33 protein-coding genes are annotated in these 26569 nt (G+C 34.7%); 7 read left to right on the top strand and 26 right to left on the bottom strand.

The window, feature by feature from the left end; all coding sequences use genetic code 11:
• Window positions 1-357: 357 nt before the first annotated feature.
• A complete protein-coding gene (gene sda, locus CDZ89_RS06365; RefSeq protein ID WP_096153312.1) occupies window positions 358-498 on the top strand; it encodes a sporulation histidine kinase inhibitor Sda in 141 nt (46 codons plus the stop codon).
• A gap of 41 nt (window positions 499-539) precedes the next feature.
• On the opposite strand, the gene CDZ89_RS06360 is transcribed toward sda, so the two are convergent.
• The 6 genes from CDZ89_RS06360 to CDZ89_RS06345 form a co-directional block, all read right to left on the bottom strand.
• Complete coding sequence (locus tag CDZ89_RS06360) at window positions 540-1322, bottom strand: phosphatidylserine decarboxylase (RefSeq protein WP_100333388.1); 783 nt, start codon at window positions 1320-1322, stop codon at window positions 540-542.
• 214 nt (window positions 1323-1536) lie between these two features.
• A complete protein-coding gene (locus CDZ89_RS06355) occupies window positions 1537-3312 on the bottom strand; it encodes a M3 family oligoendopeptidase (protein WP_096153310.1) in 1776 nt (591 codons plus the stop codon).
• 150 nt (window positions 3313-3462) lie between these two features.
• On the bottom strand, window positions 3463-3633 hold the full coding sequence (locus CDZ89_RS19895) for a hypothetical protein (protein ID WP_176483688.1): 171 nt from the start codon (window positions 3631-3633) through the stop codon (window positions 3463-3465).
• Window positions 3634-3812: 179 nt separating this feature from the next.
• Window positions 3813-3956: a hypothetical protein gene (locus CDZ89_RS19570; RefSeq protein ID WP_157842686.1), complete on the bottom strand. Its 144-nt coding sequence runs from the start codon at window positions 3954-3956 to the stop codon at window positions 3813-3815.
• A 190-nt stretch (window positions 3957-4146) separates the two neighbouring features.
• Window positions 4147-7233 (bottom strand): efflux RND transporter permease subunit, encoded by a 3087-nt coding sequence (locus tag CDZ89_RS06350; RefSeq protein WP_096153309.1) that lies wholly within the window; start codon window positions 7231-7233, stop codon window positions 4147-4149.
• Window positions 7233-7694, bottom strand: coding sequence for a MarR family winged helix-turn-helix transcriptional regulator (locus tag CDZ89_RS06345; RefSeq protein WP_096153308.1), 462 nt, complete (start codon window positions 7692-7694; stop codon window positions 7233-7235). Before CDZ89_RS06345 ends, CDZ89_RS06350 begins: the two co-directional genes overlap by 1 nt.
• Window positions 7695-8086: 392 nt before the next feature.
• On the opposite strand from CDZ89_RS06345, the gene sigK reads away from it, so the two are divergent.
• Window positions 8087-8800, top strand: coding sequence for an RNA polymerase sporulation sigma factor SigK (gene sigK / locus CDZ89_RS06340; RefSeq protein ID WP_096153307.1), 714 nt, complete (start codon window positions 8087-8089; stop codon window positions 8798-8800).
• Between the two features lie 181 nt (window positions 8801-8981).
• Here sigK and CDZ89_RS06335 read toward each other — a convergent pair whose 3' ends face one another.
• The gene (locus tag CDZ89_RS06335) at window positions 8982-9212 is read right to left on the bottom strand and encodes a hypothetical protein (RefSeq protein WP_100333387.1); all 231 of its coding nucleotides are present in this window, start codon (window positions 9210-9212) and stop codon (window positions 8982-8984) included.
• A 347-nt stretch (window positions 9213-9559) separates the two neighbouring features.
• Between CDZ89_RS06335 and CDZ89_RS06330 the strand changes: the two genes are divergently transcribed.
• Together CDZ89_RS06330 and CDZ89_RS06325 are read left to right on the top strand one after the other, a co-directional pair.
• On the top strand, window positions 9560-10447 hold the full coding sequence (locus CDZ89_RS06330; protein WP_100333386.1) for a helix-turn-helix domain-containing protein: 888 nt from the start codon (window positions 9560-9562) through the stop codon (window positions 10445-10447).
• A 323-nt stretch (window positions 10448-10770) separates the two neighbouring features.
• Window positions 10771-11361: a thermonuclease family protein gene (locus CDZ89_RS06325; protein ID WP_100333385.1), complete on the top strand. Its 591-nt coding sequence runs from the start codon at window positions 10771-10773 to the stop codon at window positions 11359-11361.
• A gap of 70 nt (window positions 11362-11431) precedes the next feature.
• On the opposite strand, the gene CDZ89_RS06320 is transcribed toward CDZ89_RS06325, so the two are convergent.
• Window positions 11432-11671: a YrhC family protein gene (locus tag CDZ89_RS06320; RefSeq protein ID WP_096153303.1), complete on the bottom strand. Its 240-nt coding sequence runs from the start codon at window positions 11669-11671 to the stop codon at window positions 11432-11434.
• Window positions 11672-11792: 121 nt separating this feature from the next.
• Between CDZ89_RS06320 and CDZ89_RS06315 the strand changes: the two genes are divergently transcribed.
• Window positions 11793-11984 carry a hypothetical protein gene (locus tag CDZ89_RS06315; protein WP_227521448.1) on the top strand — a complete coding sequence of 64 codons (192 nt, stop codon included), beginning with the start codon at window positions 11793-11795 and terminating at the stop codon, window positions 11982-11984.
• Window positions 11985-12030: 46 nt separating this feature from the next.
• On the opposite strand, the gene pepF is transcribed toward CDZ89_RS06315, so the two are convergent.
• Complete coding sequence (pepF, locus tag CDZ89_RS06310; protein ID WP_100333383.1) at window positions 12031-13830, bottom strand: oligoendopeptidase F; 1800 nt, start codon at window positions 13828-13830, stop codon at window positions 12031-12033.
• A gap of 494 nt (window positions 13831-14324) precedes the next feature.
• On the opposite strand from pepF, the gene CDZ89_RS06305 reads away from it, so the two are divergent.
• Window positions 14325-15746, top strand: coding sequence for an alanine/glycine:cation symporter family protein (locus CDZ89_RS06305; RefSeq protein WP_100333382.1), 1422 nt, complete (start codon window positions 14325-14327; stop codon window positions 15744-15746).
• A 99-nt stretch (window positions 15747-15845) separates the two neighbouring features.
• On the opposite strand, the gene CDZ89_RS06300 is transcribed toward CDZ89_RS06305, so the two are convergent.
• From CDZ89_RS06300 to CDZ89_RS06290, 3 genes are all read right to left on the bottom strand, one after another.
• The gene (locus CDZ89_RS06300) at window positions 15846-16328 is read right to left on the bottom strand and encodes a hypothetical protein (RefSeq protein ID WP_100333381.1); all 483 of its coding nucleotides are present in this window, start codon (window positions 16326-16328) and stop codon (window positions 15846-15848) included.
• A 72-nt stretch (window positions 16329-16400) separates the two neighbouring features.
• Window positions 16401-17072 carry a Type 1 glutamine amidotransferase-like domain-containing protein gene (locus CDZ89_RS06295; RefSeq protein WP_096153298.1) on the bottom strand — a complete coding sequence of 224 codons (672 nt, stop codon included), beginning with the start codon at window positions 17070-17072 and terminating at the stop codon, window positions 16401-16403.
• A gap of 12 nt (window positions 17073-17084) precedes the next feature.
• Entirely contained in the window at window positions 17085-17528 is a 444-nt protein-coding gene (locus CDZ89_RS06290; RefSeq protein WP_100333380.1) for a hypothetical protein, read from the bottom strand.
• A gap of 147 nt (window positions 17529-17675) precedes the next feature.
• Between CDZ89_RS06290 and CDZ89_RS06285 the strand changes: the two genes are divergently transcribed.
• On the top strand, window positions 17676-19454 hold the full coding sequence (locus tag CDZ89_RS06285) for a beta/alpha barrel domain-containing protein (RefSeq protein WP_100333379.1): 1779 nt from the start codon (window positions 17676-17678) through the stop codon (window positions 19452-19454).
• On the opposite strand, the gene CDZ89_RS06280 is transcribed toward CDZ89_RS06285, so the two are convergent.
• The 14 genes from CDZ89_RS06280 to CDZ89_RS19555 form a co-directional block, all read right to left on the bottom strand.
• Window positions 19433-20638: an FAD-dependent monooxygenase gene (locus CDZ89_RS06280; RefSeq protein ID WP_100333378.1), complete on the bottom strand. Its 1206-nt coding sequence runs from the start codon at window positions 20636-20638 to the stop codon at window positions 19433-19435. The two genes, CDZ89_RS06285 and CDZ89_RS06280, sit on opposite strands and share 22 nt — an antisense overlap.
• Before the next feature lie 23 nt (window positions 20639-20661).
• Entirely contained in the window at window positions 20662-20865 is a 204-nt protein-coding gene (locus CDZ89_RS06275; protein WP_096153294.1) for a hypothetical protein, read from the bottom strand.
• 206 nt (window positions 20866-21071) lie between these two features.
• Window positions 21072-21326, bottom strand: a complete 255-nt coding sequence (locus CDZ89_RS19565; RefSeq protein ID WP_141395188.1) for a hypothetical protein — start codon at window positions 21324-21326, stop codon at window positions 21072-21074.
• 35 nt (window positions 21327-21361) lie between these two features.
• On the bottom strand, window positions 21362-21511 hold the full coding sequence (locus CDZ89_RS19560) for a hypothetical protein (protein WP_157842685.1): 150 nt from the start codon (window positions 21509-21511) through the stop codon (window positions 21362-21364).
• A gap of 127 nt (window positions 21512-21638) precedes the next feature.
• A complete protein-coding gene (locus CDZ89_RS06270; RefSeq protein WP_100333377.1) occupies window positions 21639-22082 on the bottom strand; it encodes a hypothetical protein in 444 nt (147 codons plus the stop codon).
• The gene (locus CDZ89_RS06265) at window positions 22079-22654 is read right to left on the bottom strand and encodes a VanZ family protein (protein WP_096153292.1); all 576 of its coding nucleotides are present in this window, start codon (window positions 22652-22654) and stop codon (window positions 22079-22081) included. The genes CDZ89_RS06270 and CDZ89_RS06265 overlap by 4 nt, the downstream gene beginning before the upstream one ends.
• Window positions 22655-22667: 13 nt before the next feature.
• Window positions 22668-23381, bottom strand: a complete 714-nt coding sequence (locus CDZ89_RS06260; RefSeq protein WP_100333376.1) for a hypothetical protein — start codon at window positions 23379-23381, stop codon at window positions 22668-22670.
• A gap of 73 nt (window positions 23382-23454) precedes the next feature.
• The gene (locus CDZ89_RS06255) at window positions 23455-23724 is read right to left on the bottom strand and encodes a hypothetical protein (protein ID WP_100333375.1); all 270 of its coding nucleotides are present in this window, start codon (window positions 23722-23724) and stop codon (window positions 23455-23457) included.
• A 20-nt stretch (window positions 23725-23744) separates the two neighbouring features.
• Window positions 23745-24359: a DUF6518 family protein gene (locus CDZ89_RS06250; RefSeq protein ID WP_100333374.1), complete on the bottom strand. Its 615-nt coding sequence runs from the start codon at window positions 24357-24359 to the stop codon at window positions 23745-23747.
• Between the two features lie 66 nt (window positions 24360-24425).
• Window positions 24426-24680: a hypothetical protein gene (locus CDZ89_RS06245; RefSeq protein WP_100333373.1), complete on the bottom strand. Its 255-nt coding sequence runs from the start codon at window positions 24678-24680 to the stop codon at window positions 24426-24428.
• Window positions 24681-24682: 2 nt separating this feature from the next.
• Window positions 24683-24967: a hypothetical protein gene (locus CDZ89_RS06240; protein ID WP_157842684.1), complete on the bottom strand. Its 285-nt coding sequence runs from the start codon at window positions 24965-24967 to the stop codon at window positions 24683-24685.
• Between the two features lie 77 nt (window positions 24968-25044).
• Window positions 25045-25497, bottom strand: coding sequence for a hypothetical protein (locus CDZ89_RS06235; protein WP_096153286.1), 453 nt, complete (start codon window positions 25495-25497; stop codon window positions 25045-25047).
• Window positions 25498-25802: 305 nt separating this feature from the next.
• Entirely contained in the window at window positions 25803-26318 is a 516-nt protein-coding gene (locus tag CDZ89_RS06230) for a hypothetical protein (protein WP_096153285.1), read from the bottom strand.
• A gap of 70 nt (window positions 26319-26388) precedes the next feature.
• Window positions 26389-26541 carry a hypothetical protein gene (locus tag CDZ89_RS19555; RefSeq protein ID WP_157842683.1) on the bottom strand — a complete coding sequence of 51 codons (153 nt, stop codon included), beginning with the start codon at window positions 26539-26541 and terminating at the stop codon, window positions 26389-26391.
• Window positions 26542-26569 lie beyond the last annotated feature (28 nt).

The raw sequence follows: 26569 nt of genomic DNA, 5'->3' as shown, positions 1-26569 counted from the left end.
GTTATATATGTAAAAAACTGTGTTTTTGTAAGTAAAACAAGTATAAATTTACGAAAATTTTAAAAATAATTTAAAAAGTTTTCGACAAAATCCAAGTCAATTCAACACTGTGGATAAGTTTATCTACATTTTACACACTTGTCCCATATGAGTTTTTAGTAATTATAAACAAAATACCCACAAGTTATCCACTGGAAAGTGTGGATATCTAGAACGGTTGTTCTAATTATTCAAACATGTTAGGATAATGGTACTAACTACCATAACTTACACATTATATGCGAATGTTTAAACTTATAGAACAAATTTTTGAAAAGAAACCGCAGTTAATAGGAGGTGTAGGGCCAAGCCTACAAAATGAGGAACTTATCTGATGAACTGTTAATTGAATCTTATGTAAAAGCAACAGAATTACAATTGAGCTCTGATTTTATCCAATTAATCGAACTTGAAATAAATCGCAGAAGCTTAAATCATAAAATTAAAGCTACATCATAACAGAACAAGCCCTAACATTAGGGCTTGTTTTTTTCATTTATTTAATTCCACTTTCCAATACGTTGTCCTACAAAAACATCTGCCTTATCTGTTAAGTCTTTATCAATAGTAAATGCATCTTTTTCAAAAAGAAGAATAACTGTTGATCCGAAACTAAAATATGCCATTTCTTGTCCTTTTTTTAACGATGTTCCTTCGTGTGTAAGTTCTATACTGTTTACAAACATAGCTCCTACTTTCACAATAGCCACATGTTTTTGGTCGTGAACCATTTCTGTCACTTTTCGATAATTTTTAGAAAGGGTGTCTTTTCCATACTTTAAACCAAGACGGTTTACAGGATAGGATTTATTCTTCCCTAATGTCCACTGGTTCGCTACTTCACCTGTAATCGGACTATGAATTCTATGGTAATGGCTAGGGCTTAAGTATAATAGCATGAATGTTCCACCCATATACTTCTCCGCCACATTTTTATCTTCTAGCATGTCTTGAATGGAGTATTTTTTCTCCTTAACAATCATCTCCAGATTGTCTGTGATAGTCCCAAACTTCTCTAATACTGCATCTACAGGACTGACAACCGAGTCTTTCGCTTGATCAATTGGTCTAGCTCCAGGCTTTAGCGTGCGAATGAAGAACTTTTGTAACGTAGGATATGATTGGATTGGCTCTTTCATTTCTTTAATATTTATTTTGTAAGTTTTCGCAAAGGAAGGGACAACTAATTTACTTAGTTTGGATTGCGAGAAGTTTTTTATAATATTGGATGATAGTTTATGATTTGTTAATTCAATCATCGTTCTATATAGTTTTTGTGACATTATTAACCTCCAGGAATTCAATATGCTATTTTTAGGATTAGTTATATCTATTTATTTTTATTCTCTTCGAATGAATAAAGTGGTATAAACGGTTGATGATTAATGCAATCAAAAGCATTTTATTTTTGTATTATATCATTTCATTTTGAACTACACTATAATATATTTAATTTAAAAGCGATAGCCTTTGAGTCGGCTATCGCTTTTGTGTTTTTTATTTTGAAGTTAGTTGTAAAAATTCTTCTACGTCTTCTACTGATTTTAGTACAGCTTTTTCCCAGAAGTCTCGTTTTGTTAAGTCAACTCCCAAGTGTTTCATTGCTAAGTCTTCAACTGTCATGCTTGCTGTGTCTTTTAGAAGTGCGATGTATTTCTCTTCATATGCTGTTCCTTCTTCTAATGCTTGAGCGTATATTCCTAGGCTGAATAAGTAGCCAAACGTGTATGGGAAGTTATAGAACGGCACTTGTGTAATATAGAAGTGCATTTTAGAAGCCCAGAATGTTGGATCGTATTCACCTAATTGGTCACAATATGCTTCTTTTTGTGCGTCTACCATTAGCTCGTTTAATCGTTCTACACTTACTAATCCTTTTTTACGCTCTTCATAGAATTTTGTTTCAAATAAGAAACGAGCATGAATGTTCATATAGAAAGCAACGCTTCTTTGAATTTTATCTTCTAATAAGGACAACTTTTCTTCATCTGTTTTTGCATATTTAACAGCTGCATCTGAAACGATCATTTCTGCAAAAGTTGAAGCGGTTTCCGCTACGTTACTTGAATAGAATCGGTTTAATGTAGGTACATCTTTCATTGCATAAGAATGGAATGCATGCCCTAACTCATGTGCTAGAGTAGAAACGTTTGTTAGTGAACCAGAGTATGTCATGAAAATACGTGATTGACCTGAGTCCATGAACCCAGTACAGAATCCACCTGGTGCTTTACCTGCTCTATCTTCTGCCTCAATCCAGCGGTCTTCGAAGGCTACTTCAGTAAACTTCGTTAATTCCGGACCAAATTTAGCAAACTGTTCTAAGATAAACTCTGCACCTTCTTGGTAAGAAAGCTTTGTTTCTTCTGAAGTGATAGGTGCATTAACGTCGTAGTAGCTTAATTTATCTACTCCAAGTAGTTCTGCTTTTCTTTGTAAATACTCAGTGAATTTCCCTTTATAATCCGTGATAACTTCCCACATTGTATCAAGTGTTTCAGCTTTCATGCGGTTGTTTTCAAGTGGTTCTTTTAAAATAGAATCCCAACCTCTTTGGTTATACGTTTGGATTCTAAAACCAGCTAAATGATTTAAAGCAGCAGCAAACGTATCTGTTTCTTTTAACCAAGCTTTTTGCCATTGTTCGAAAATTTCTTTTCTTACATTTCTATCTCCATCTGAGAACTTGTTATAGGCTTGACCGACAGAAAGTTCTTTCGTTTCTCCATTATCTTTAACTGAAACCTTAATGCGGCCAACTAATGAATTATAAAGTTTGCCCCAAGCATGGTACCCGTCAACAGATAAAGAGGAGATTAGTTTTTCTTGGTCTGCAGGTAACTTTTCAGATGCTCTTCTTCTACGCTCTGTTAATACGTATTCTAATTCAGATAAACCACTCTCTTGAATGAATGCTTTCCACTCTTGATCGTTAACGTGTATAAAATGCTCTTCTAAAGAGTTTAATAGGACATTCATCTTTGCATATAATTCAGCTACTTTTCCTTGCAGTTGAGCAGCCTTTTTATCTGTAACATTTGCTGCAAACAAACAGTTAACATATGCGGATGATTGAGCAATTTTCTTAATTACTTTTTCATATAACGTTAAGCTTTCTCCTAATCTAGAAAGCTCGAAATTTGATACTGATGCTTCAAATTCTGCTAGTTCTACTTCAATTTTTTCTATGTATGCTTTAAAACTTTCAGAATCACTTCCACCTTCAAAGAATACGTCTAAATCCCATGTTTGTTCATACGTTTTTGTTGTCATTAAGATACCCCCTAATAAGTATACGTTTTACATTATACCTTCTTTTGTTCGATTTTTCTATAAATTCAAAACAATTAGCGGGTGGAAAATTTCGCAAGTCGAATTAAATGATGGTTATCAAAAAAAAAGCCTATGCAGAACATAGGCTTCCTAACATTTACGATAGTGATGGTGTTTATAATAACTACAGCCACCAAGTAGCAGTAGGATGAATAGTATTACAACTATTCCGTATAGCCAGCCTCCGCCATATCTTCTTGGGTATGGTGGTGGGCAACATGGATTACATGGAGGTGGACACCAAGGTTGATAAGGATACATTTGTTTACCTCCTTTGGTAGTTTAATAGGTATCTTACTTATAAAATATGCAATAGGTTGGGTTTTGTAAGGGCGAATGCGGATATAGTAGAGAGTTTTTGGGACAGAATTAGATTAAGGGATTGTTTGTGTTTCAATTTGGGTTGGTTGTGTTTCAATTTTTACCTCTTCTGTTTCCATTCAACCCATTTGTGTTTCAATCTCGATCTTTTCTGTTTCAATTCCACCTATTTGTGTTTCAATCTCAAAATAGTAATTCCCGATGGATGGCTTGTATTTCAATTTGACTTGCTTGTGTTTCAATTTGGCTCGGTTGTGTTTCAATCTCGATCTCTTCTGTTTCTATTCAACCCATTTGTGTTTCAATCTCGATCTCTTCTGTTTCCATTCAACCCTTTTCTGTTACAATCTCCATTTTTAACGTAAAAACAGTGTTTACCCCCATCATCCATTACCGAACATACAAAAAGACACGGGCAAAATCTCCCCCGTGTCTCTCCAATACTATACTTAATTATTTTGAAGTCTCTAAATCAATACTTACTTTTTTTCGATCTTTTCTTTTTCCAAAACTCGAAACTCCCGCAACTAAACTATAAATTGCTGGTATAACAACTAAAGTTAATAAAGTAGACGAGAACAATCCACCGATTACAGCAATTGCCATTGGTGCTTGCATCTCAGCACCTTCACCAGCTCCAATTGCTAATGGTAATAACCCAAGCATCGTAGTTAATGCTGTCATTACAATTGGACGTAACCTTGTTGATCCTGCTTCCACTAATGCTTCATTAACAGACAAGCCTGTTTCACGTAATCTATTTGTATAATCAATAAACACGATGGCATTATTAACGACAATCCCAACAAGAATAATAATTCCTATAAAGGCGGTTATACCAAATGAGTACCCTGTAATTAAGAGACCTAAAATTACACCAGTAATCGCAAGTGGCAATGTAAACATAATAATGAACGGTTGAACAATAGATTCAAACTGACTAGCCATTACCATGTACACAAACACAATCGCCAGTAACATCGCTAATAGTAAGCTTGCAAAAGACTCTTCCATCATCTCCGCGCCACCAGCTGCTTTTACAGTGTATAAACCAGTATCAATGTTTAAGTCGTCAATCATTTTATTAATGGTCGCTTGAACACCCGTTACTACTGTACCCATAGACTCGCCCTCAAATGTTGCTTCTATAGTAACCGAGTCGTTTTGGTTTTCACGGACAATCGTAATTGGACCTTCTCCACGAACAACTTCCCCAATTTCTTTTAATGACACTTGTTGGTTCGTTGGAGTTGTCATTACTAAATTTTCAATCGCTTTCTTTGAATTGGAAACTCCCGCTACTTTGACACGTACATTTTTATCAAAAATAGTAGTTGCCACGGTACCTTGTAATGATTGGTTGACGAATGTTGCTACTTGGTATGTCGTTAAACCATATTTAAATGCTTCCTTTTTATCGACAATATATTGGTATTCAGGTTTACCAGTTTGTAAGCTATTAGAAACTGCCGTCACACCTTTTACCTCATCTAACAAACGAGTCTCTAACTCTTTTGTATACTCTTCTACCACTTCTGCATCTGGGCCAAGAATTAATAAATCTATTTTATTTGTCGTTCCACCCATAGCTTCCATAGAGTTTGTAATATTAAACGTTACAGCTATTTCTTCATCTAATGGACCAATTTTTTCTTGAAGAGTTTTCATTACATCTTCTGTTGATTGACTTCTTTCAGCTGTTGGCACAAGTTTTACATTTAAGTTCGCTTTATTTGCTCCCCCACCTAAAACAGCAGCCATAAGCGGATCGCTATTTCCAATTGTTGCAGTTAATACATCAATTTCTGAGATTTTCGCTGCCTCTTGCTCCATCTTTTCAACTATTTCTAACGTACGTTCAAAAGATGCTCCTTCTGGTAACTCCACATCTATGGTAAACATCCCTTCATCTTGCGTTGGCATAAATTCCGTACCAATTTTCGGTGCCAAGGCAATGGAACCTATTAATACTAACGTTGCAATTAATAACGTCACGACTCTTCTACGTAGAACCCACGTAATGATAGTATTGTATAGTTTGAATGGCTTTCTTTCTTTTACTTTTTTTCCTTTTAATAATAGTCCAGCTAATGCAGGCACTACCGTTAAGGCTACTATCCATGAAGAAAGAAGGGCAAATGATACAGTAAGGGCTAATTCTGTAAATAAATCGCCAATTAATCCACTTACAAATACTATAGGAAGAAACACAGATAACGTTGTTAACATGGAAGCCGTTACTGCTCCACCAACCTCTGATGCTCCGTCGATTGCTGCTTGCTTTCTTGTTTTACCAAGCGATAAATGACGATACACATTTTCAATAACAACAATTGCGTTATCTACAAGCATCCCGACCCCTAGTGCTAATCCACCAAGAGACATAATGTTTAATGTCATCCCTGAGAAAAACATTAAAACAAATGTGGAAACGATGGAGAGCGGGATTGCAATACCAACAATAATCGTTGCTGGTATCGATCGTAAGAAAACTAAAATAACAATAATGGCAAATAACCCACCAAACATTAAGGCTTTTGATACATTTGATACGGATTGCTCAATTACTTGACCTTGGTCGTTTGATATCGAAAAAGTTATGTCATTGTTATTAGACTTAATTTGATCTAAACGGTCTTTTACATTTCTTGACACTTCAGCTGTATTAGCGATACCCTCTTTTTGAACGCTAATTAGTAAACTATCTTTTCCATTATTACGGGCTACAGAAGATACTTCTATTCTCGTTTCTGCAACTTCTGCTATATCACTTAATGTAACAATCTCTAAGCTTTCTCCATCTGGAACGATACTAACAGGAAGGTCTTTTAGTGATTCTATCGTATCTAATTTCCCCAGAATTCGAAGGTTTAAATTTTCCGTTCCATCCGAAATGACTCCACCTGGGAACGTTAAATTATTTCCTTGAATTAGTTGAATAACTTGTTGAGAAGTTAAGTTATATTCTTTTAATTTTCTTTCGTTTAATTGAACGGATATTTCTTCTTCAAAGCCACCATCAACCGAAACACTAGCGACTCCGTCCACACTTTGAATTTGAGGCACGACTACATCGTCAACATACTCTTGTAACCCTTCAATACTTTCGCCACTTGAAATAGCAAACTGTAAAATTGGCATCATCGTAGGGTCAAATTTCACAATCATAGGCTGGCCAACACTATCGGCTAACTGCACCAAACCTAGGCTGGAACTTAAGTCTTCCCTTACTTCTGACATATCCATTCCCCAATCATATTGAGCAATGATTAAAGAAGAATTGGAACTACTACGCGATTGTAATGTTTTCAATCCTGCACTTGTTCCGATAACGTCTTCTAACGGTTTTGTCACCATTTCCGCTACTTCTTCTGGTCCTGCCCCTGGATAGGTTGTCATAACTGCTACGACAGGTGGATTAATATTTGGCATTAAATCAAGCTTTAAGCCTGACAGTGATACAAATCCCATGATTAATACTAAAAGCATCATCATAATGGTCGTCACTGGGCGCTTGACGGCTAATTTTGGTAATTTCATTATTGTGGGTCCTCCTTTAAGTCCTCTTGAATCATTCTCGTTAGCTTTTCTGTAGTTTCTATAAGTGTTAAAAGCTCATTTTCTTCTAATCTTCCGTAATACTTTTTCATAATTTCCATACGCTTTTTTTCTGCTTTTATCTTTATCTCTTTTCCTTTTTCCGAAAGCTCTATAAAAACTACTCGACGGTCTTTTTCATCTCTATTCCTTAACACAAGGTCGTTTTTGTACATTCTGTCAATCATGGCTGTAATGGCACTTGGCTTTACATTGAATAGTTTTGCAAGCTGAGAGGAAGTAACCTTTTCTTCTTTCGTTAAAATTTGAAGTACGAAAAACTGATCACCAGTAATTTCTTCTCCAAAAGCTTCTTGGATTTTTGGGCCTATTAAACGTGCGGATGTAATAAAGGCATTTTCATATCGTTGAATGAATTGCATTAACTTCTCTTGATCTAACATTCATTTACTCCTTTTTCTTGAAGATTACTTTCTTTCATTAATAGTTAATCACATGAAATAATTAGTTAACGTGTTTAAATATATACATATTTAACTATTAAGTCAATGGCGTCCGCTTCTTACTGTATGTCTACTATACGAAAAACGAATTATTAACCATCCTTGGTATCAAAAACAGCGAGATAAACAAACATGATTATCGTTAAAAACAGGCAATTAATTCGTTTTTCATTAAACGAACCGAAATTATGTTTTTAACTTAAAGAAAAAGATTAATTTTTCACGAGAGAGTTTCAAGCTATTATTTGAGCAGGTACATGCACAAAAATGGACTCACCTACATATGAATTAATACTAGGCTCTTGCCTATGAATTTTGATGGAGGTGAGAATGTGTCAAGTTTATTTGCATCAGTATCATTCTTAATAAAGGAGTTAATCTTCCTAGTTTCGTACGTGAAAAATAATGCATTTCCACAACCATTATCTCCAGCAGAGGAAGCAAAATATTTAAACCTCATGGCAGAGGGCGATGAGGATGCAAGAAACAAACTAATTGAACATAACTTACGACTAGTTGCGCATATAGTGAAAAAATTTGAAAATACTGGGGAAGATTCTGAAGACTTAATCTCCATTGGAACAATTGGTTTAATAAAAGCAATTGAGAGCTACCATACGGGGAAAGGCACAAAGCTTGCGACATATGCTGCGAGATGCATCGAGAACGAGATACTTATGCACCTAAGGGCATTAAAAAAGACGAAAAAAGACGTTTCCTTACACGATCCAATCGGGCAAGATAAAGAAGGAAATGAAATAAGTTTAATTGATGTGTTGAAATCTGAATCCGAGGATGTTATTGATACCATTCAATTGAATATGGAATTAGAAAAAATTAAAGTGTATATTGATGTATTAGATGAACGCGAACGGGAAGTAATAGTTGGGAGATTTGGCCTCGACTTGCAGGAAGAAAAAACACAGAGAGAGATTGCAAAAGAACTCGGTATCTCAAGAAGCTATGTTTCTAGAATTGAAAAAAGAGCGTTAATGAAAATGTTTCATGAATTTTATCGAGCGGAAAAAGAAAAAAAGAAGAATTAAATAATTTACCTTTAAAAGTACTTGTCCATTTCGGATAAGTGCTTTTTCAATTATAATAATATAATATACCCTATTATTTTCAAAATATTGGGATAATATAAGCCGAATGACATATATGTTTTATTAGTATAGTAATGATACAATTTTCTTAAAGAAAAAATCTCTCCAGTTTTGGAGAGATTTAGTAATTAATGTAAGGAAATCCCTTAAATTGATTAGGAATGGTTCCCTTGCCCGCCTTAATGACACTGTACTCTTGAAACAACGTCTCAAACCATTTTGCAACTTCTTTTGAAGATTTATTTTTGTAGTCTATAAGCTGGGCAACTCGGTATTGTTTGCAACCTTTTTGCTCGCGATCCACGACCATAAACCAGAAGCATGTAAATTTGGACGTTTTCGTACTAGTCATGTTAGGCCTCCTATAAATTAATGTTGTGGCGGTAATTCTTTAGCAATAGAATGTTGTGGTGGTAATTCTGCACTTACTGCATTTGCACCTAATAAAGCGAAAGTAACGATTAATGTAGTTAAGATAAGTTTTTTCATTTTGAAATCATCCTCCTAATTTGGTAAATTAATATTATAATATATTAAAATTTTTAAAATCTTTCTTAATAGGAATAATACACTATATTAAAAAAAGTTTCTTCGGTCATTTTCAGCTATTTTAGATGACTAACACTTAATTCTCTCTCATTATCTCCTGTTTTCATATCATTTTATAACTCTAGGAATAATTAATAGGAAGTGACGATTATGGATTTTACAGTAATTGGTAAAGAAATAAAAAATATAAGACAAGAATTAGGCATTTCACAATCTGAACTAAGTGATGGAATATGCACTCAATCACAAATCAGTAAAATAGAAAAAGGTGAAGTTTATCCGTTAGCGAATACATTATATTTTATTGCAGAAAAATTAGGTGTGGACGTAAACTATTTTTACGAATTAGCAACCATCCCACACCTTGAATATGTGAAGAGTTTAAAAGACCAGGTTAGAAAAGGATTGAACTCTTATAATTATACAGAAGTATATAATATAATTGAAGGCGAGAAGAAGAATCCTTTATTTGTGAATAATAGGAATAACCTGCAATTTCTCTTGTGGAATGAAGGTATATGTATTTTTCATATGAAAAAAGATAAGAAAAATGCAATGAGGTTACTTGAAGAGGCACTAGAGCTAACAAAGATGACAAACAAACTTATCGGGGAAAGAGAAATAGAAATAATAAATAGTATGGCTATTATTTACTCTGAAACAGGGGAGTATGAAAAAGCATTAGATAAATTTAATATAGCATATAATCATTTTAATAAACTTCCATTTATGCATGATTACTCAATAAAGACAAAAATCCTATATAATACTGCAAGAACCTTAACAAAAAACCTAGATTATAATAAAGCTATTTCCATTAGTAGAGAAGGTATTGAATGGTGTATTAATAATAATAGCTTATATCTTCTAGGATCACTTTACTACCACATTGGTTATAACTATGATTTCCTTAAAGAATTTGATACATCTGTAACTTATTATAATAAGGCAATTACTGTTTTTGAACTACAAAACAACAACTCAAATTTCATTTCGTACATCAAGTCAAAAATTAATGGGCTCCAAATAAAAAACTAGGCCGCTTTCAGCCTAGTTTTTTACATTTCTACTTCTTCTGTGCTTAGTTCAGATCCAATTACGAACATTACTGTTAACGCTAAAGTCATTCCTAATACGACTGCGAACATGTTCATCCCTCTTTTCGACTGTTTATACTTATAGTATAGATGGAAATTACCAATTTTTACGGGGCAATTATGAACAAAAAGTTAAGGAAATGTGGCCATTTTGTGAGAAGCTCAAGTGAGTTTTCTCCTTTTTTAGAAAAAGGCTATTTTGTCATTGAAATAAAGAATTTAGTGTTATAATAGGGTAGATTTTGCTTGGAAAGTGGGACTAACATGAATAAATTTGTAACTGTATTACTTCTAAGTTTTACCCTATTTTTATCAGGTTGCAATGCAAGTAATTTCATTACTGATAGTGAACATTTCGAGTCAGCCTTTAACAAAGAAGAAGAAAAAAGTGAACAGGAATACAATAGAATTACAGTACCTGTAACTAGAGTAATTGACGGGGATACTATAAGAGTTGAAATCAATGGCACAGAAGAACGTATTCGTTTCCTGTTAATAGATACTCCAGAGATGAACCATGGAAATTATGAAGAACCTCAACCTTTTGGTGAAGAAGCGACGAAGTTTGTTGAAGATATGTTAAAAGGTGGAGAAGTGGAGTTAGAGTTGGATGTAAGTGAACGTGATCGTTATGGAAGAATATTAGCTTACTTATATGTAGATGGGGAGAGTGTGCAAGAAGAATTACTACGAAATGGCCTCGCACGCGTTGCCTATATTTTCCCTCCTAACACTAGGTATGTAGATAATTTTCTGGCTATACAAGAAGAAGCGAAAAATGAGGGTATTGGGATTTGGAGTATAGAAAACTACGTGCAAGATGATGGATTCTATCCGGAAAATGATACTGAATAATATAGTTAAAAAACAGTTTGAGATTAATTTCGCAAGCTGTCTTTATTTTTCCGACAAAAAAGACCTCTCTTTATTTAGAAAGGTCTTTTTCATCTTGCTCTTGAAGTTGTTTTTTAATTTTTCTAGCTTTGTAGATGAAAACAAAAGAAAGAGTTAAGAATAATACTGTTACACCCATCATGGAGAAAACTTGATAAGCTTCTTTTCCAGCATGTTGGAATGCAACTCCAATATATAAAAACACACTAACTGCAAGTAAAATCATCGAATATCTTGTGTAATCTGTCATTTTAGCTTTTAACGTCTTCATGTTTCTATCACCTCGTTACCATTACTTTAACATATATTAGTAGATACGTAAGGTTGTAATTTTAACCATATGTTTAAAAATGTCTCTAAGAAGGTAAACAAGTTTATAAGAGGTGATTAGTTTGAGAGAAAAAAAAGTTACTAGAGATCATCCAGAACAATATCCTACTGAAAAAGAAAGTCTTTATGAGAAATATGAAAATCAACAACACGTTGATCCGATACCATTAGAAGATTTAAAAATAGAACAACAAAACGAAAAAAAGAAGCATAAAACGAAGAATGATTCATCAAGTGAGAGGAAGTATAAGTAGAAAAACACAGGAAAAAGCCGTAATGGCTGTCCCTGTGTTTTTATTTTTATGAAAAACTCTTCTCTAATTCGTCAACTAAATGTCCTACATATGCAACTGCTTCTTTAATTGGCTCTGGTGTAGACATATCTACTCCAGCTAGCTGCATAAGCTCTAGTGGCTTTAATGTGCCACCTGCTTTTAATGATTGAAGCCAGCGATCAACAGCAGGCTGTCCTTCTTCTTGAATCTTCTTCGCGGCAGCTGTAGATGCAGTTAATCCGGCTGAATACGTATACGGGTAAAGCCCCATGTAATAATGTGGCTGTCGCATCCATGTTAATCCTGCACCTTCGTCTAACTCGACTGCATCTCCCCAGAAATTAGACAACAACTCTAACTTTTGCTCGCATAATACTTTAGCAGTAATAGGAGTACCATTATCCGCTAATTCGTAAATACGGCGTTGAAGTTCCCCTTCTAAAATATGTGTAACAAAGTTATGATAATACGTTCCTAATGATTGTAAAATAACCCACCTGCGCATTTGTTCATCCTTTGATTGCGCTAAAATGTGCTGACTTAATAACATTTCGTTCATCGTGGATGGAGCTTCTACAAAGTATCTAGAAGGACGTGTATTGGAAATACGTTGATATCGACCCGCTAAACTAAAGTGGCCCGCATGTCCTAGTTCATGTGTCAGTGTAAATGCATCTCTCATCGAGTTATGCCATGTCATTAAGATATATGGATGTGCGCCATATGGGCTAGAACAAAATGCCCCTGAACCTTTCCCAACATTATCGGCAAGGTCTACCCAGCGTTCACTTAATCCTTTTTGCATAATCTCCATATACTCATCGCCCATTACTTGTAATGATTCTAAAACGACTTTAGACGCTTCTTCATAAGAAATTTCGGGATTAAATTCAGGATCGAGTGGTGCTTTCAAGTCACAAAAGTGCATTTTTTCTAAACCTAAAACACGTTGCTTTAATTTTGCGTATTTGCGCATATGAGGCGCTAGCTCTTGTTGAATGGTATCTAGTTGATTGTGATACATCTCTTTCGTTACTTGTTGGTCGTGTAACAGCATGTCTGTAACTGTATCGTACTTCCGTAATCTAGCTTCTACTACTTGCTTTTTCACTTCTGTCGCATATGTAGCGGCATATGTATTTTTGTATTGCTTAAGTGTTTTAATAAAAGAATCATACGCTTTTCTTCTTATTTCAGCATTGGCAGATCCTTCGTATTTTGGGAACGAATTGAATGTTAGTTCGTGCTCCGTACCATCATCGGTCGTGAAAGAACTAAATTGCAGATCTGACGTTTTGCTTCGTAAATAAATCAAGTATGGTGCTTCGAGAACCTCTCCAAATGCAGATAATACTTCTTCCGCTTCTGGTGACAGTTTATGAGGTTGTTTTTCTAGAAGAGTAAAAAGTGTATTTTTAAATTCTACTAATCCCTCTTCCTCGTCTATAAAGCTCTTAATCTTTTGATCATCCATTTGAAGTATTTCAGACTCTATGAATGAAAGACTCGCACTGACGTTAGAAATCATAGAAGAAACACGTGATGCGTTTGCTTGATTTTCAGGATTTGTGCCATCTTCGGATTGACGTAACGAAGCATATGTCATGACTCTCATTACTCGTTCCGTTAGCTCGTCTCTTGCAAGTAAGCAATTTAATAATGTATGTGCATTATCATGTAACTGACCTTTATACTTGGTAACGGAAACTAGATCATTATGAATAGCGTTTAATGCATCCTCCCACTCATTTTCTGTTGAGAATAAATCAATTAAGTTCCACGTTTGTTCTACAGGCACTTCAGGTCGTAACAATGTTTTACTCATATTTAGTTTCCCCTTCCTAACTTATATTTCGAAAATCGAAGTATTTCATAAACTTATTATAATAGAAAAACATAAGAATTTTCAAACTTTTTAAACAAAAAGATTCTCGGTACACCATTAAAGATATACCGAGAACTTATTTTAATATTCGATTTCCTCATAATCTTTTGGCTGAGGCAATGGCTTTTGGGATTGATTGTATCCCTTTTTATTATTTTTATCTTTTTCACTTTGTTTCGTTGAATTTTTCGTCATCATTGACCTCCTATTTTGTATCCTCCTTCATAATTTGTACTAAAAAATTTTTTCCATTCCGATTACCAATCATTATTCGATGATCCCTTTTATAGCAAGTAACCAACTTAGATTACGAATTTATTTAGAAGGTCGAAATATGTCGTTATTGGAGGTTTTTTGTTGATTTATCTTTCAATTTCATTATAATGGTGTATAACTTTAAATTTTCAAATAATTCGGATTAGAGGAGGAAGACCATGTTCATCATAGATTTCTTCAATAACTTTCTATGGTCTTATGTCGTCATTTATGGACTATTAGGAATTGGTGTTTATTTTACGTGGAAGACAGGTTTCATTCAATTTAGATATTTAAAAGAAATGTCGAGAGTCGTATTTGAAAAAACACCCGAAAGTAAATCAGATGAAAAACCTATTTCTGCTTTTAAATCGTTTTGTATTGGTTCTGCTACAAGAATTGGTACAGGTAATCTAGCTGGCGTTGCGGTTGCCATTACTTTAGGGGGACCTGGTGCGGTATTTTGGATGTGGATTGTCGGCTTGCTTGGTGGTGCTACAAGCTTTATTGAAAGTACATTAGCACAAGTATATAAAGTAAAAGATCAAGAAAAGCCTGGTACGTTCCGTGGTGGACCTGCCTACTATATTTCCAAAGGCTTAAACAAAAAATGGCTTGGTGTTATTTTTGCCGTTTTAATTGCCTTAACATTCGGACTAATTTTCAACTCTGTACAAAGTAATACGATTTCTGCAGCATTTGAAAGTGCATTTGGATTTAATACAGTTATAACAGGTATTGTTTTAGCTATTTTATCTGGTGCTGTTATTTTTGGTGGAATTCACCGAATTGCTAACTTTACGAGTGTAGTCGTTCCTATTATGGCCGTACTTTATATAATAATCGCACTTATTGTTCTAGTATTGAATATTTCTCAATTACCTGCTGTACTTTCATTAATCGTTTCTAGTGCATTTGGATTTGAACAAGCTGTCGGTGGTGGAATTGGTGCAGCCATTATGCACGGTGTACGTCGTGGACTATTTTCGAATGAAGCAGGTATGGGTAGTGCCCCAAACGCCGCGGCAACTGCTCACGTTTCACACCCAGCTAAACAAGGCTTCATCCAGACATTAGGAGTATATCTTGATACAATGGTTGTTTGTACAGCAACAGCGTTCATCATTCTTGTATCAACCGATATTTATAACGCTGGAACTTATGAAGGAATTAACTTATTACAAGCATCGTTAAGCGAACAAATTGGTTCATGGGCAAGTATCTTTATTGCCATAGCGATATTCTTATTTGCATTTAGTTCTATTATCGGAAGCTATTATTATGGAGAAACAAATATACAATTTATTAAAGACAACAAAGCCATTCTGAATGTTTACCGCCTTGCAACAATGGGATTTGTAATATTAGGAGCTGTTGCAGGTCTAGGTTTTGTTTGGGAGCTTGCTGATTTATTCATGGCTTTGATGACGGTTATTAACTTAGTCGGACTTGCTTTGTTAGGTAGTGTGGCAATAAAAGTGTTGAAGGATTACCAAGAACAGCGCAAGCTTGGGTTAAATCCGACATTCAATCCATTAAAATTAGGGATAAAAAATACGGAAGCTTGGGAAGAAAAGAAAAAAGAAAAGAAAGTTGCATGAAAATAAGAGGTAGTTAAGGATTCTTCCTTCGCTACCTCTTATTTTTATTCTTATAATTCGTTTTTCGTTTTGTAATCATACATTATGAAACGGACTCACTTAATTTAATGATTTAGGTTTCCCTACAACTTTCCAAGAATCTTTTATTTTTTCTACAAAAAGTTGAACAACTACCGACCTAATATGCTGATTTGTCTCTTTGCTATACTCCAAGCATGTAATACTAATTACTTGATAGGCTTCTTTGTTTTGATGTTTCATTGTTCCGTAAGTGGCATCCCCACTCAAAATAGATAATGAATGATTAGGTTTTTCACAATGATTTATAAATGACTTAATTTCTTCCCAGTCAATTGGCTCTCTATTATTTTTAAAAACAGATTCTTCTGACACGAAAGACCACTCCTCTTCAGTTAACACATATAAGCTCTTAGTGGCATCGTCTTTAGCTTCCTCAACGACCATAGCTACCATTTCATATGGTTTTGCATACGCACTTTTGATATAAAAGTAGTTAGCTATGAAAAAAATTGCTCCAATCATAAAAGAAAAGATCAATATTTTTGTAATATTTTTTTTCAATACTTCTCCCCCATGTTGTTACTCATTAGCAACCAAAATTCACCTTCATGGTGCAATGATTTTTAATAATCACTATATATTTGAGTTTGCTATATTCTTGATTTCTTTTCCATCTAACCGATAAACACCGTTTCCATCTAACTCTTTTATATGCTCATTTAGGCAGTACATACCATTTTTTTCATCGATTCCATAAAAATCATAACCACTTAACTTACTAGCTGCATTTTGTAAATGATCCTCATCCGCCCATTCAGAAAAATGAACGGCGATTAAGACATTATCAATTAAGCCTAGTCCTTTTCGTTCTTGGAATTCTTTTTGTATATTATCCTTTGGTGAGATAACACATAGTTTTGGGCTAATAAGAGCTCCTGCAGAAAAGCCTGCAACAGGTACCCCATGCTTATATAGATTTCTTATCGTATCCGAAATTGGTGAATCTACAATATAATCGGCATATCGATTTGTGTCACCACCACCTATTATGATACCGGCACTTTCAGATAAACAATGGATGACATCTCTTACAGGAGTAGTAGGTAATGGTATATAGCGAAAGTCTGCAAAGCCATATTCTTCTAAAGCTTGTGTATATTTAGGCATGTAGTCTTTCCATCCTTCTCTTTCTAAACACAGAATAGAGACTGGTCCTTCTTTTTCTTTTACTAGATGAACAAAACGTTCTGCAAACTTTAAACTAAACGGAGGTCCTCCCCCAAATAAAAATAAATGTCTATTCATTCATTTCACCTTCTACTTCACAGTTTTCCTGTCCCATTGAATGGTCCCTATTACGATAAAGGCTGCTATGCAGATCGGGGCAGTATATACTAGAAATGTATCTAACAAAGTTTTCACACTCTCATCATGTGATATGATTCCACCTGTAACAATAGCAAAAAGGATGATAGCAGGAATCAAATAGCGATTCAATTTAGGTGATATTCTATAGAAAATAAGAGAGATAGCTATAATTATCAATGCCACCGATAATAACAACGAAGAGATCCAAATTACACTTCCAATATTCATTTCAAAAGGTAATCCTTTATTTTTCATATTATAGATCCAGCTTATGAAATAAATGATTAGTACCGCTCCGTTGATTGCAGCAATCCTTTTCTTTTTTAAATGTAAATAAAGAAATGGACTAAAAAACATACAAATAAATAAAAGGCTAATAATTGTATCCGTCATAATGCCCCTCCAAATAAATTTCTTATCATAGAATATTCGCTAAATATATCAATTGTCCTTCCTTATCAAATTTTGGAAGTCGTATTTTTTCATCTTGCCTATAAAATGCTACAATAGAAATAGAATAAAAGACTGTGAGGGATAGTTATGCCAGATTGGTCTTATCACGGCATTTTCAGGCCAGTATTATCTAAATTGCCTCCTACTGTTTCAAGAGAATTTATTCATAAAAGAATGAATACAATTGCCTCTCTTCCATTCGGCCTTGGTGGGCATGTGATTAACTTTTTAGGAAGAGAAGAAAGTTCCCCTTTGCTTAAAAAGGCTTATAACGGGACTACATTCAAAAACCAAGTTGGTTTGTCTGGAAAAGTAGATCCTTTTTTGTCTGGAACAAAAGCTTTTTCTAATTTAGGTTTTGGCTTTTTAGAAATTGGGCCAGTTACCGTTCAACCTACCGAATCATGGACGGAGCCAGTTGTTTTGGAAGAAAGAAAGAAAATTATCTTTCCGGATAAGGCAGAATCTATTGGGCTGACTCAAACTGTTAATCTACTTAAAAACTTTAAGAAAAAGCAACCTGTATTTGTAAGATTATCTGGTAACTCAGATGAGCTACTAAAGATGATAGACTCATTTGAGCCTTATGCAGATGGGTTCATTTTGGGAGAGTGTGAAATTGATACCCTTCCTTCTACTACTAAGCCAATTTATTTATCACTTGACTCATGTACTGATATCTCTATAGAAAAATTAGAACGATACGCTGGTGTTTTACTAGAAGAAAAGACTGGGTTAACCGAACTAACGAAAGAAGTACGTAAATTAAGAAAAGCAGGATACAGCCAAACGATTATTACCTCTGGAGGAATTTACGAGCCTGATGATGCTCTACACTTGGTAGATGCAGGCGCAAATTTAGTCATGTTGTCTGATGGCTATGTTTTTTCAGGACCAGGTTTAACAAAACGCATAAATGAGGCTTTGCTTGATAAGCTACAACCTGAAACAACTCCTCAGCCAGGTTGGTCCTCTTATTGGTTGTTTGGATTATTTATATTCTTTGGTGGCTTACTTGCCCTCCTTTTTAGCATAACGACAATTATCTTACCGTATGATGAATACTTTTTAGGAATGAAGCGGGATACGATATGGGCGTTTAATGACCGAATCATGTTGTTTATGGCACACGATAGGATGACGCTAGCTGGAACGATGATTTCTGGTGGAATTGTTTATATGCAGCTTGCAAAGTATGGAGTAAAACGTGGTTTAAAATGGGCGAAACAAGCAATTGATGCAGCCGCCATCATAGGATTTCTCGGTATATTTGCTTTTATTGGCTATGGTTATTTTGATTGGCTACACTTAATATTTTGGCTTGTTCTTTTGCCGTTTTTTATTGCTGGTTATGTCAAAACAAAAAACATTACAGGAACACCCTCTTCTACAAATAGAAAAAATCACCGAATTTGGAAAATGAGTTTATATGGCCAGCTTGCCTTTGTTATTCTTGGGTTTTCCTTCGTCATCGGTGGTATTATTATTTCCTATATAGGAGTTACTTCTGTCTTCGTTTCAACGGATCTACTGTATATTTGCATGAGTCCTGAAATGCTAGCTGAATTTAATCAGAATCTAATTCCTGTACTTGCACATGACCGTGCTGGATTTGGAAGCGCACTACTTAGTGTTGGATTGTTAGTATTAATGCTTGCTTTATGGGGATTCCAACAAGGTAACCGATGGGTTTGGTGGACATTTCTTATTGGTGGCCTCCCCGCATTCATTGCAGGGATTTATATCCACTATGCGATTGGCTACACAACGTTTATTCATTTGCTTCCGGCTTATTTTGCATTAGGGTTGTATTTTGTTGGAATAGTCTTGTCCTATCGATTTTTTCATCTAACGAAAAAGAAGTAACTCTCACCATAGAGAAGTTTCTTCTTTTTTACTTTATAACCTACAACCCAGTTCATTCGACTAGCAAATAGAGCTGCAGATACATTTCGAAATAGAGTATTCCTTGTCCGGAGCATTATTTGGCTTTCCATTTGGACTAATCTTGCCATTTTTCTGGATTGGTTTACGATTTTCGTTGTCCGGGGAATTCTTCTCTCTTCGTATTCTTGAAAAGCTCTTAGAGGATTGGCTGGATTTTTTTCTAAACAGTTGGCAAGTACAATCGCATCTTCCATCGCTTGTGCGCCACCTTGCCCTAAGTTTGGTAGCATTGGGTGTGCTGCGTCGCCGAGTAATGTCACTCTTCCTTCGCTCCATGTGCTTAATGGTCGTCGGTCGTATATATCATGATGCAGAATGTCAGATTCAGATGTAGCTTGAATCACTTCTTCTATTGGATGGCACCAATCTTTTAAGAAATGAAGTGCTGCCTCTTTTCTTTCTCCTAGATTCAGTTTCTTTCCTTCTGAACTATTTACTGCTGCAAACCAGAAATATTTCCCTTCACCAATCTTTGTAAAGCCAAAACGCTTACCTCGTCCCCACGCTTCAAAACCGCCTTCCTCGTTACCTGGCGTGTTCATATCAAGCTGACAAACTCCCCTTAATGCGGTGTAACCTGAATAACGTAGAGGTGAGGGGCCGAAAATGAATTCTCGAACTTTTGAATGTATTCCATCTGCCCCGATTAGAATATTTCCATCTTCCTCGTATCCGACAGAGGCGATAGCTGTTACCTTTTGCTCTGTTTGTTTTAACTGTTTAAGTTCTTTATTTAAATGGAGTTCTATATTATCATTTATTTTTTCTAGTAGAATGTTTTGAAGGATTCCTCTATGTATAAGGTAACTGTATGTGCCATGTTTCTTTGCCTGCAAATCTGTCGGAAGAGTTATTATTTTTTTGCCGTCCGAAGATAAAATATGAGCATCTTTTACGGGCGATCCTTGTTCTCTTACTTTTTTTGCTACCCCTAACAGTTCCAAAGCATAAAGAGCATTCGGGGCTAAAACAATCCCTGCGCCAAGTCCAGATAACTTATTTGATTTCTCCCAAATGGAAACGTTCCATCCTTTTTGTTGTAACGCAATGGCTGTACATAAACCACCTATCCCTGCTCCGATGACTAATGCTTTTTTCTGCATAGAGACTCCTCCAACTACTGTTATTATTCTATTTTTTTTATAAACATTAAAATACTATAAACTAAAAAGGATAACCCCATTAATACGATGGAAACTATTAATAAAAAGGGAGTCTCTGGTGGTCCATTACCGATTGGTCCTGCTTTAGGGCGATTCATTTCCCATATGACATAAAAAGGTAAAGCAATTATTAGTAGAGAAAGCACTAAAATTATATATTTACGCATTTTGATACTCCTTTTTAAAAATGGCTCTGTTAAAGACCGCTGTTGATTTCCGCGCAAGTCTCCGCTTTCCGCGGGCGTGGCTGGAGCCTCCTCGGCTTCGCCTGTGGGGTCTCCAGGCCACCGCTACTCCCGCAGGAGTCTACGACTTGCGCGGAAATCAACTGCTAGGTTGGTATCAAAAATCAACACTAACCTTTAACAGAGCCTTAAAAATAACTTATGTATATAATTAGTGCCGATCCCCAGCTAATTACTAGAAACGTTAAGCTTGAAACGAAGTAAGGATCTTTATAAGTTACTCTACATGGAGAGATATCGTTTGTAGATCTTTCGTTTGTTATGTAACGTGATAATGCTGCTTCTCTATTTAGACTAGCTTTAAGCGTTATAGTTGTAAACCAACCAATCGCAAAGAAACACATGCTCGTGACAAAAGCTGTATCCACGTAACTCCATTCCATTATAGAGCCAAACCATAACGTTGAGCTTACTTTTATTATAAGAAGAGCAAAGCAAAGGAGAAAAACACTAATTTAGCAGGTAAGTGTATTTTTAAGAGTGTAATTAGTTTGTCCGTCATAATGGCAAAAACAGTTATAGCGATTAGTAATAGGATGGTAATGCCTACTTTTATGAAGTATGTCAATTGTGCTCCCCTCTTTCTTTGTCTTTTTACAATATTTACGAAAAAAATCAGCTAAAAGTTTCAATTTCTAGAAATATTATGTAAAAAAACACTGACTCTTGGAAGAATCAATGTTTTTTATCCTTTATTACCTTTCCCAGATTAACCGAACATCTTCTGGGTCTTTTCCTTGTAAATACACTTTGTTTATCTTGGTAGACTCTACGTTAGAAAACTCTCCACCAAAGTAAAAATGAATATCGAATCTGCCAGACGCATTGTTTTTATCTGTGCGTTGGTACATTAATTGTACGTAAAGGGTATCTTCTCCATCATACTTAATTTCATAATCTCTAGTAAAAAATATGGCACTATAAATTGTGTCACCTGAAATATGTAGGTGCTGATGCTCTAGTTTAACTTCGTTAATCAATACTGTTTCTGTATTTACGATGTCTTGGTGGTGAATGGTTTTGTAAATATAAAAACTAAAAACAATAGCACATATCACGAATAAGGTAATTAGGGAGATGACCACTTGTTTCTTAATAGAGCTCGGAAAAACTTTATTTATATCAGCTTTTTGACTCATAAAGGGGTACTCCTAATAGATTTATATTTACTATAAATATTTTTAAATAGTTCAAACGAGAAGTATCCAAACACTCCACCCACTGTGTTTAAAATTAAGTCATCGACATTGAATGTTCGATGGAGCATTAGGAATCCACCATAGCTAAGTAGAAGTTGTAATGCTTCAATTGTTAATGAAACGAGAAAGATTATAAATGCTGCTTTTTTCATGTTCTTCACATTGAAAAAAGACAGGTACACACCTAGAGGGAACAGTAAAATAAAGTTATAAAAAGATAATTTTACTGAATTCCAGAAAAACCAATCCATTCCGTTATTGTTGTACATGCCAATCCACTCTCTCAGAAAAAGGAATGGCTTTAGCTGTAAATACCAATGGATGTTTAAGGCAATTGGCTCGGGTTGAATGGTAAGCATACCCAGCGTAACGTTAAGTACGTTAATACCGTAAACAATAAAGCTATAAATCACAACTCTCTTTATGATGTTTCTTTTCTTATTTTTAATAATATCAATAATTATATATGTTGCTAGAAAAAGAATGCCAATTGCTGCTATGTTCCAATACATAATCTACCTCTTCTTAATTATTTTCTTCATCGGCTTTATAGTCAATTCTAGTGTTAGGAAAGACTTCAAATGCCTCTAGTTCGTTATTGCTTATTAGACTAGTGATAAAGTCTTTTGAGCCCCCGACTAGAGTAAAGTCTAAGTCATGGTCATTACAAATGCACCAGCTTTTATCTTCTGGCCACCAATATGTTGGAGTAAGATAGACAGTATCGTGTTGGTAAAAGTCAAAAATCTCCTCTAACTCCCCTTTATAGAGAAAATCTTCGTCTTTTCCTTCCTTCCAAAAGTCTTTTATTTTGATAAAATTGAAATAATAATAAATCTGTTGATCTAATGAGAAGGGTTTAATTGTCTTTACTATTTCTTTCATTAAATCTTCTTCAATCTCACCTTCTGTTGGAGTGATAATATACCGAGGAAGATTCATTTTTCTAAGAATACTTTGGGTGCTTACTTCTTTAGAGAATGGGAGGTTGTATTTTGCGCAAAATTGTTTATAGGAAATTTTCTCCCCTACATCAAATGTAAACGGTTCATTTGGATCCGTATCAGGCCAAAGAATTGTTTCGTCCTTTATATTGTTATCTCGGAACATTGGATGAAAAATTTTACAATAATGACTGAACCTTTTCGGTACTACTTGTTCAACAAAGGCGTCCTTCCTTTCTTCTAATAGGATGGCTTCCTTAATCCAATTAAACTCTTCTAAACTAACACTCTTCATACAACAATCATCTCCCTAATGTTTCAACAGCATTACAGGTGCCAGGCACTTGTAATACTGTTGAATTAATTGTTTATGAGAATTTTAATCTTATACGATTTGATAAGGTAATTAGTAGCGCTGAGATTATTGCTACTATAGTAAAAGATGTTAGGATTGATATGTAATAAGGTACAGAACTCACATATCCAAAAGCCACTTCGTTTTGTAAGTACGTATGATGACTACTTGTAATAATAGGTGTATAATTGATCGTCTTTATGTACCCTACAACCATTGTACCTACTAGATAAATTAAATGAACAACGATGGAACTTACTATTGATTGAATAAATAACTTCACTCTAATTTCTCCTCTTTTCTTTAGGCCGGCAAGTAATAAAGAATTCCAATTCTTATAAGGAAAATAGTAACAACTAGTGTGATAGCTCCAATTTTTAACCTTTGATTCCACTCTTTTGCTAATAGAAAAAGTAAAGTGAGAGCAAATAAGAGGTCCAACCCGCTAGTAAATGAAAAAGTATAACAGAAGTTGTAACCTTCTACTATTAACAAGCTTATCGGCAATGCTGCACAAAATGCAGCAACCCACCCTTTACCTTTTGCATACCATACAAAAAAGCCACCAATCGGAGATAAAAGTGCAATACTTCCCCATGCAAATAAGTAATACTTCGGTAAAATTCCAAGCAAATACATAGAATACAAGTAGTACACGATTAACATAGCAAACAAAAACAACAAGGCGTGTAAGGCAGCCGCAAATGGAGATCTACTATATACCGAAACTAATGTTGTAATGAACACCCATATACCTAAATAGGTACCAACTAAGCCTATGGGTGAACCATCTGTATATTTTGCAAGAAATCCTAACATTTCACCTAAAAGTAGAACAAATACAGTGTTTCGGATTCTCTTCGCAATTGACATACTTATTTCAGAATGACTTCTAATTTTTTTAAGCTGTGAGATCATGTATTGCCCCCGTTACACTGCAGTTGTTTGGTTTTTAAATCCATTCTCTCACCTTCTACATGATGGTTAAAGAAATAATAAAAACGCTAATACACCTATCATAGATAGTGATTGGATCCATATAACTTTATTACTTATACCAGCTCTTTTTTCTAAAAAATACATATAATTTATTGTGATAATTATTCCTATTGGGATTAATAGACTAGTAATACCTGTTTCCACCGAATTATGGTAAAAAAGACCGACAAATATCAAAATTATACCTATAGAGCCTACTATCATATGAATATATATGCTGCCACCATTTTCGTTTTCCATTTTCAGTACTTCACCTCTTCATCTTTTATTAATTCTGTATTATTACCAACTTCTTGAATCGGCGCTGGTTTATTTCCTATAAAAACTCCAAGCACGCCCCCGATAATTGCACCAACAACAGAAGATCTTAACACGTTTACAACATAATCAAAAACCGACACATAGGATGTCATAGTAGTGTCGGGGTCAAGTTTAATAACCTCTTTATACTTCACAAACAAAATAGCCAAACCTAACCCAATAAAAAAACCATAAATGGCAAAATTTCTAATGTACTTTTCCATCAAATCATCTCACTCCCTCAAATTTCCAGGTGCCTGGCACCTATGTACGGTTATTCAAGTCATTCTAATCGGCCGAACTGTTATTTCGGAAATATCAGTTCATCAAATAATGATAATAAAGTGTGATCTTTTGAACTTATAATTTTATACTTTGTCTTATTGTACCTACCTTCTACAACAACATATCCTTTGTCGTTAATAACTATTGAATAATTGCTAGACTTATGAAATATTACAATATCATAAGCGTTTTCCCAAGTATGAATGTTTGTTTTACCAAGTGATCTTCTGTACTTAGGCATTTCTAAAAGACTTTTAAAGTACTCCATTTCTTCACCTGTTAGTTGAACCGTTAATCTATCTGGTTCTTTTTGTGAATGAAATCTTGAGAGAAAGTCTATTTTTTCAATATTATCCATCTCAGGAAATACTTCTTGTGCACTTAGTGGGCGAAAATAAAAGATAGTGAAAAATATGGATAAAATAATGAGTAGTAATAAAAAGGTTCGTAGCTTTTTATTGTTCTTGGTCACTATTAATGGTCACTCCTAATGAAAAATAGTTTTTTCTTTCTTATTGTTAACACTAAAACTACGGAAATTGCATGGATCTGTTTGTATGCATTGTCAACAAACACATAGATATTTCCCCACTAAACTCGATTGTTAGAAGTTAATAGTACTGTTTATAGTGAACCCATAAACAATGAAGCCACGCCTAACACACCTACTACCAAAATCATCAAGAAAATCATAGTCACGATTTTCTTCAAATTTCACACTCCCTTTTCAAAATTATTATAGATGCCTACACCTATAATATTTTTACCTCACTTATGTTAGTTTAGTAGTTCACCTTTTTCATCATAAGCTTTTATTGTTATGGGTAGATTAAGTCTATTAGAATCAGTTAGTTCTACATACCAAAGCGAAATGCCATCACCCACATAGATTCTATTGGGTTGTTTGTTTCCTTCACTTTCGATTATGATTGACTTCACTTCATCTCTTGCTAAACCATAAATCTTTGGAGATTCATCAGTTGAGTATTCCGATCCTTGCCATAAGAAAGAGTCGCCTGTTTCTTTAAAAGATTGAAAACCTACTCCACCACTTAAATTTTCTACCTTCGAATACGATTCATTCATTCTGGCAATCATAATGTGCGTATTGTTTTGGTAAACAACTAAATTACTTTGATTATCAACATGAAAAATCTTTAAACACTCTGAATCTTCTTTAATAATTTGACTGCATAACATTTTCTCTAAACTTTGTGCATTTTGCAGCATAAAAAAAGATAATACACCTACTACCAAAGCAATACCGATAACAATAGTAACTTTATTTTTCAAATATTACCCTCCCTTTTCAAGATTATTACAGGTGCCAGGCACCTGTAATACTACATATTTCCCCTACATTTTAATCTTTTTTAACCAAAGCCTTTGTCAACTCATCTAACTTTCGATCCATTTCTTCCAATTTTATTTTTGTATTGTTAAAATAGTGCGCTAATCTGGATGTAAGAAAAATAACGAGTAAAATAAATACTCCGCCTATAATACCCTCCATCATGCAACCTCCTGTTTCCCTATTTACGAAT

The sequence above is a fragment of the Bacillus alkalisoli genome (assembly GCF_002797415.1).
Taxonomy (GTDB): domain Bacteria; phylum Bacillota; class Bacilli; order Bacillales; family Bacillaceae_I; genus Bacillus_CD; species Bacillus_CD alkalisoli.
Note: the sequence above shows the minus strand (reverse complement) of the source record. Positions and strands in the feature narration are given on the sequence as shown.

Excerpts from the sequence above, each read along its gene's own strand:
- CDZ89_RS06290 (WP_100333380.1), bottom strand. The coding sequence starts at position 17,528 with ATGACGGATACAATTATTAGCCTTTTATTTATTTGTATGTTTTTTAGT.
- pepF (WP_100333383.1), bottom strand. The coding sequence starts at position 13,830 with ATGAGTAAAACATTGTTACGACCTGAAGTGCCTGTAGAACAAACGTGG.
- CDZ89_RS19555 (WP_157842683.1), bottom strand. The coding sequence starts at position 26,541 with ATGATGGAGGGTATTATAGGCGGAGTATTTATTTTACTCGTTATTTTT.
- CDZ89_RS06305 (WP_100333382.1), top strand. The coding sequence starts at position 14,325 with ATGTTCATCATAGATTTCTTCAATAACTTTCTATGGTCTTATGTCGTC.
- CDZ89_RS06250 (WP_100333374.1), bottom strand. The coding sequence starts at position 24,359 with ATGATCTCACAGCTTAAAAAAATTAGAAGTCATTCTGAAATAAGTATG.
- CDZ89_RS06280 (WP_100333378.1), bottom strand. The coding sequence starts at position 20,638 with ATGCAGAAAAAAGCATTAGTCATCGGAGCAGGGATAGGTGGTTTATGT.
- CDZ89_RS06355 (WP_096153310.1), bottom strand. The coding sequence starts at position 3,312 with ATGACAACAAAAACGTATGAACAAACATGGGATTTAGACGTATTCTTT.
- CDZ89_RS06325 (WP_100333385.1), top strand. The coding sequence starts at position 10,771 with ATGAATAAATTTGTAACTGTATTACTTCTAAGTTTTACCCTATTTTTA.
- CDZ89_RS06335 (WP_100333387.1), bottom strand. The coding sequence starts at position 9,212 with ATGACTAGTACGAAAACGTCCAAATTTACATGCTTCTGGTTTATGGTC.
- CDZ89_RS06285 (WP_100333379.1), top strand. The coding sequence starts at position 17,676 with ATGCCAGATTGGTCTTATCACGGCATTTTCAGGCCAGTATTATCTAAA.
- CDZ89_RS19565 (WP_141395188.1), bottom strand. The coding sequence starts at position 21,326 with ATGGAATGGAGTTACGTGGATACAGCTTTTGTCACGAGCATGTGTTTC.
- CDZ89_RS06270 (WP_100333377.1), bottom strand. The coding sequence starts at position 22,082 with ATGAGTCAAAAAGCTGATATAAATAAAGTTTTTCCGAGCTCTATTAAG.
- CDZ89_RS06265 (WP_096153292.1), bottom strand. The coding sequence starts at position 22,654 with ATGTATTGGAACATAGCAGCAATTGGCATTCTTTTTCTAGCAACATAT.
- CDZ89_RS19895 (WP_176483688.1), bottom strand. The coding sequence starts at position 3,633 with ATGTATCCTTATCAACCTTGGTGTCCACCTCCATGTAATCCATGTTGC.
- CDZ89_RS06275 (WP_096153294.1), bottom strand. The coding sequence starts at position 20,865 with ATGCGTAAATATATAATTTTAGTGCTTTCTCTACTAATAATTGCTTTA.
- CDZ89_RS06330 (WP_100333386.1), top strand. The coding sequence starts at position 9,560 with ATGGATTTTACAGTAATTGGTAAAGAAATAAAAAATATAAGACAAGAA.
- CDZ89_RS06245 (WP_100333373.1), bottom strand. The coding sequence starts at position 24,680 with ATGGAAAACGAAAATGGTGGCAGCATATATATTCATATGATAGTAGGC.
- CDZ89_RS06295 (WP_096153298.1), bottom strand. The coding sequence starts at position 17,072 with ATGAATAGACATTTATTTTTATTTGGGGGAGGACCTCCGTTTAGTTTA.
- sda (WP_096153312.1), top strand. The coding sequence starts at position 358 with ATGAGGAACTTATCTGATGAACTGTTAATTGAATCTTATGTAAAAGCA.
- CDZ89_RS06345 (WP_096153308.1), bottom strand. The coding sequence starts at position 7,694 with ATGTTAGATCAAGAGAAGTTAATGCAATTCATTCAACGATATGAAAAT.
- CDZ89_RS06260 (WP_100333376.1), bottom strand. The coding sequence starts at position 23,381 with ATGAAGAGTGTTAGTTTAGAAGAGTTTAATTGGATTAAGGAAGCCATC.
- CDZ89_RS06350 (WP_096153309.1), bottom strand. The coding sequence starts at position 7,233 with ATGAAATTACCAAAATTAGCCGTCAAGCGCCCAGTGACGACCATTATG.
- CDZ89_RS06360 (WP_100333388.1), bottom strand. The coding sequence starts at position 1,322 with ATGTCACAAAAACTATATAGAACGATGATTGAATTAACAAATCATAAA.
- CDZ89_RS06320 (WP_096153303.1), bottom strand. The coding sequence starts at position 11,671 with ATGAAGACGTTAAAAGCTAAAATGACAGATTACACAAGATATTCGATG.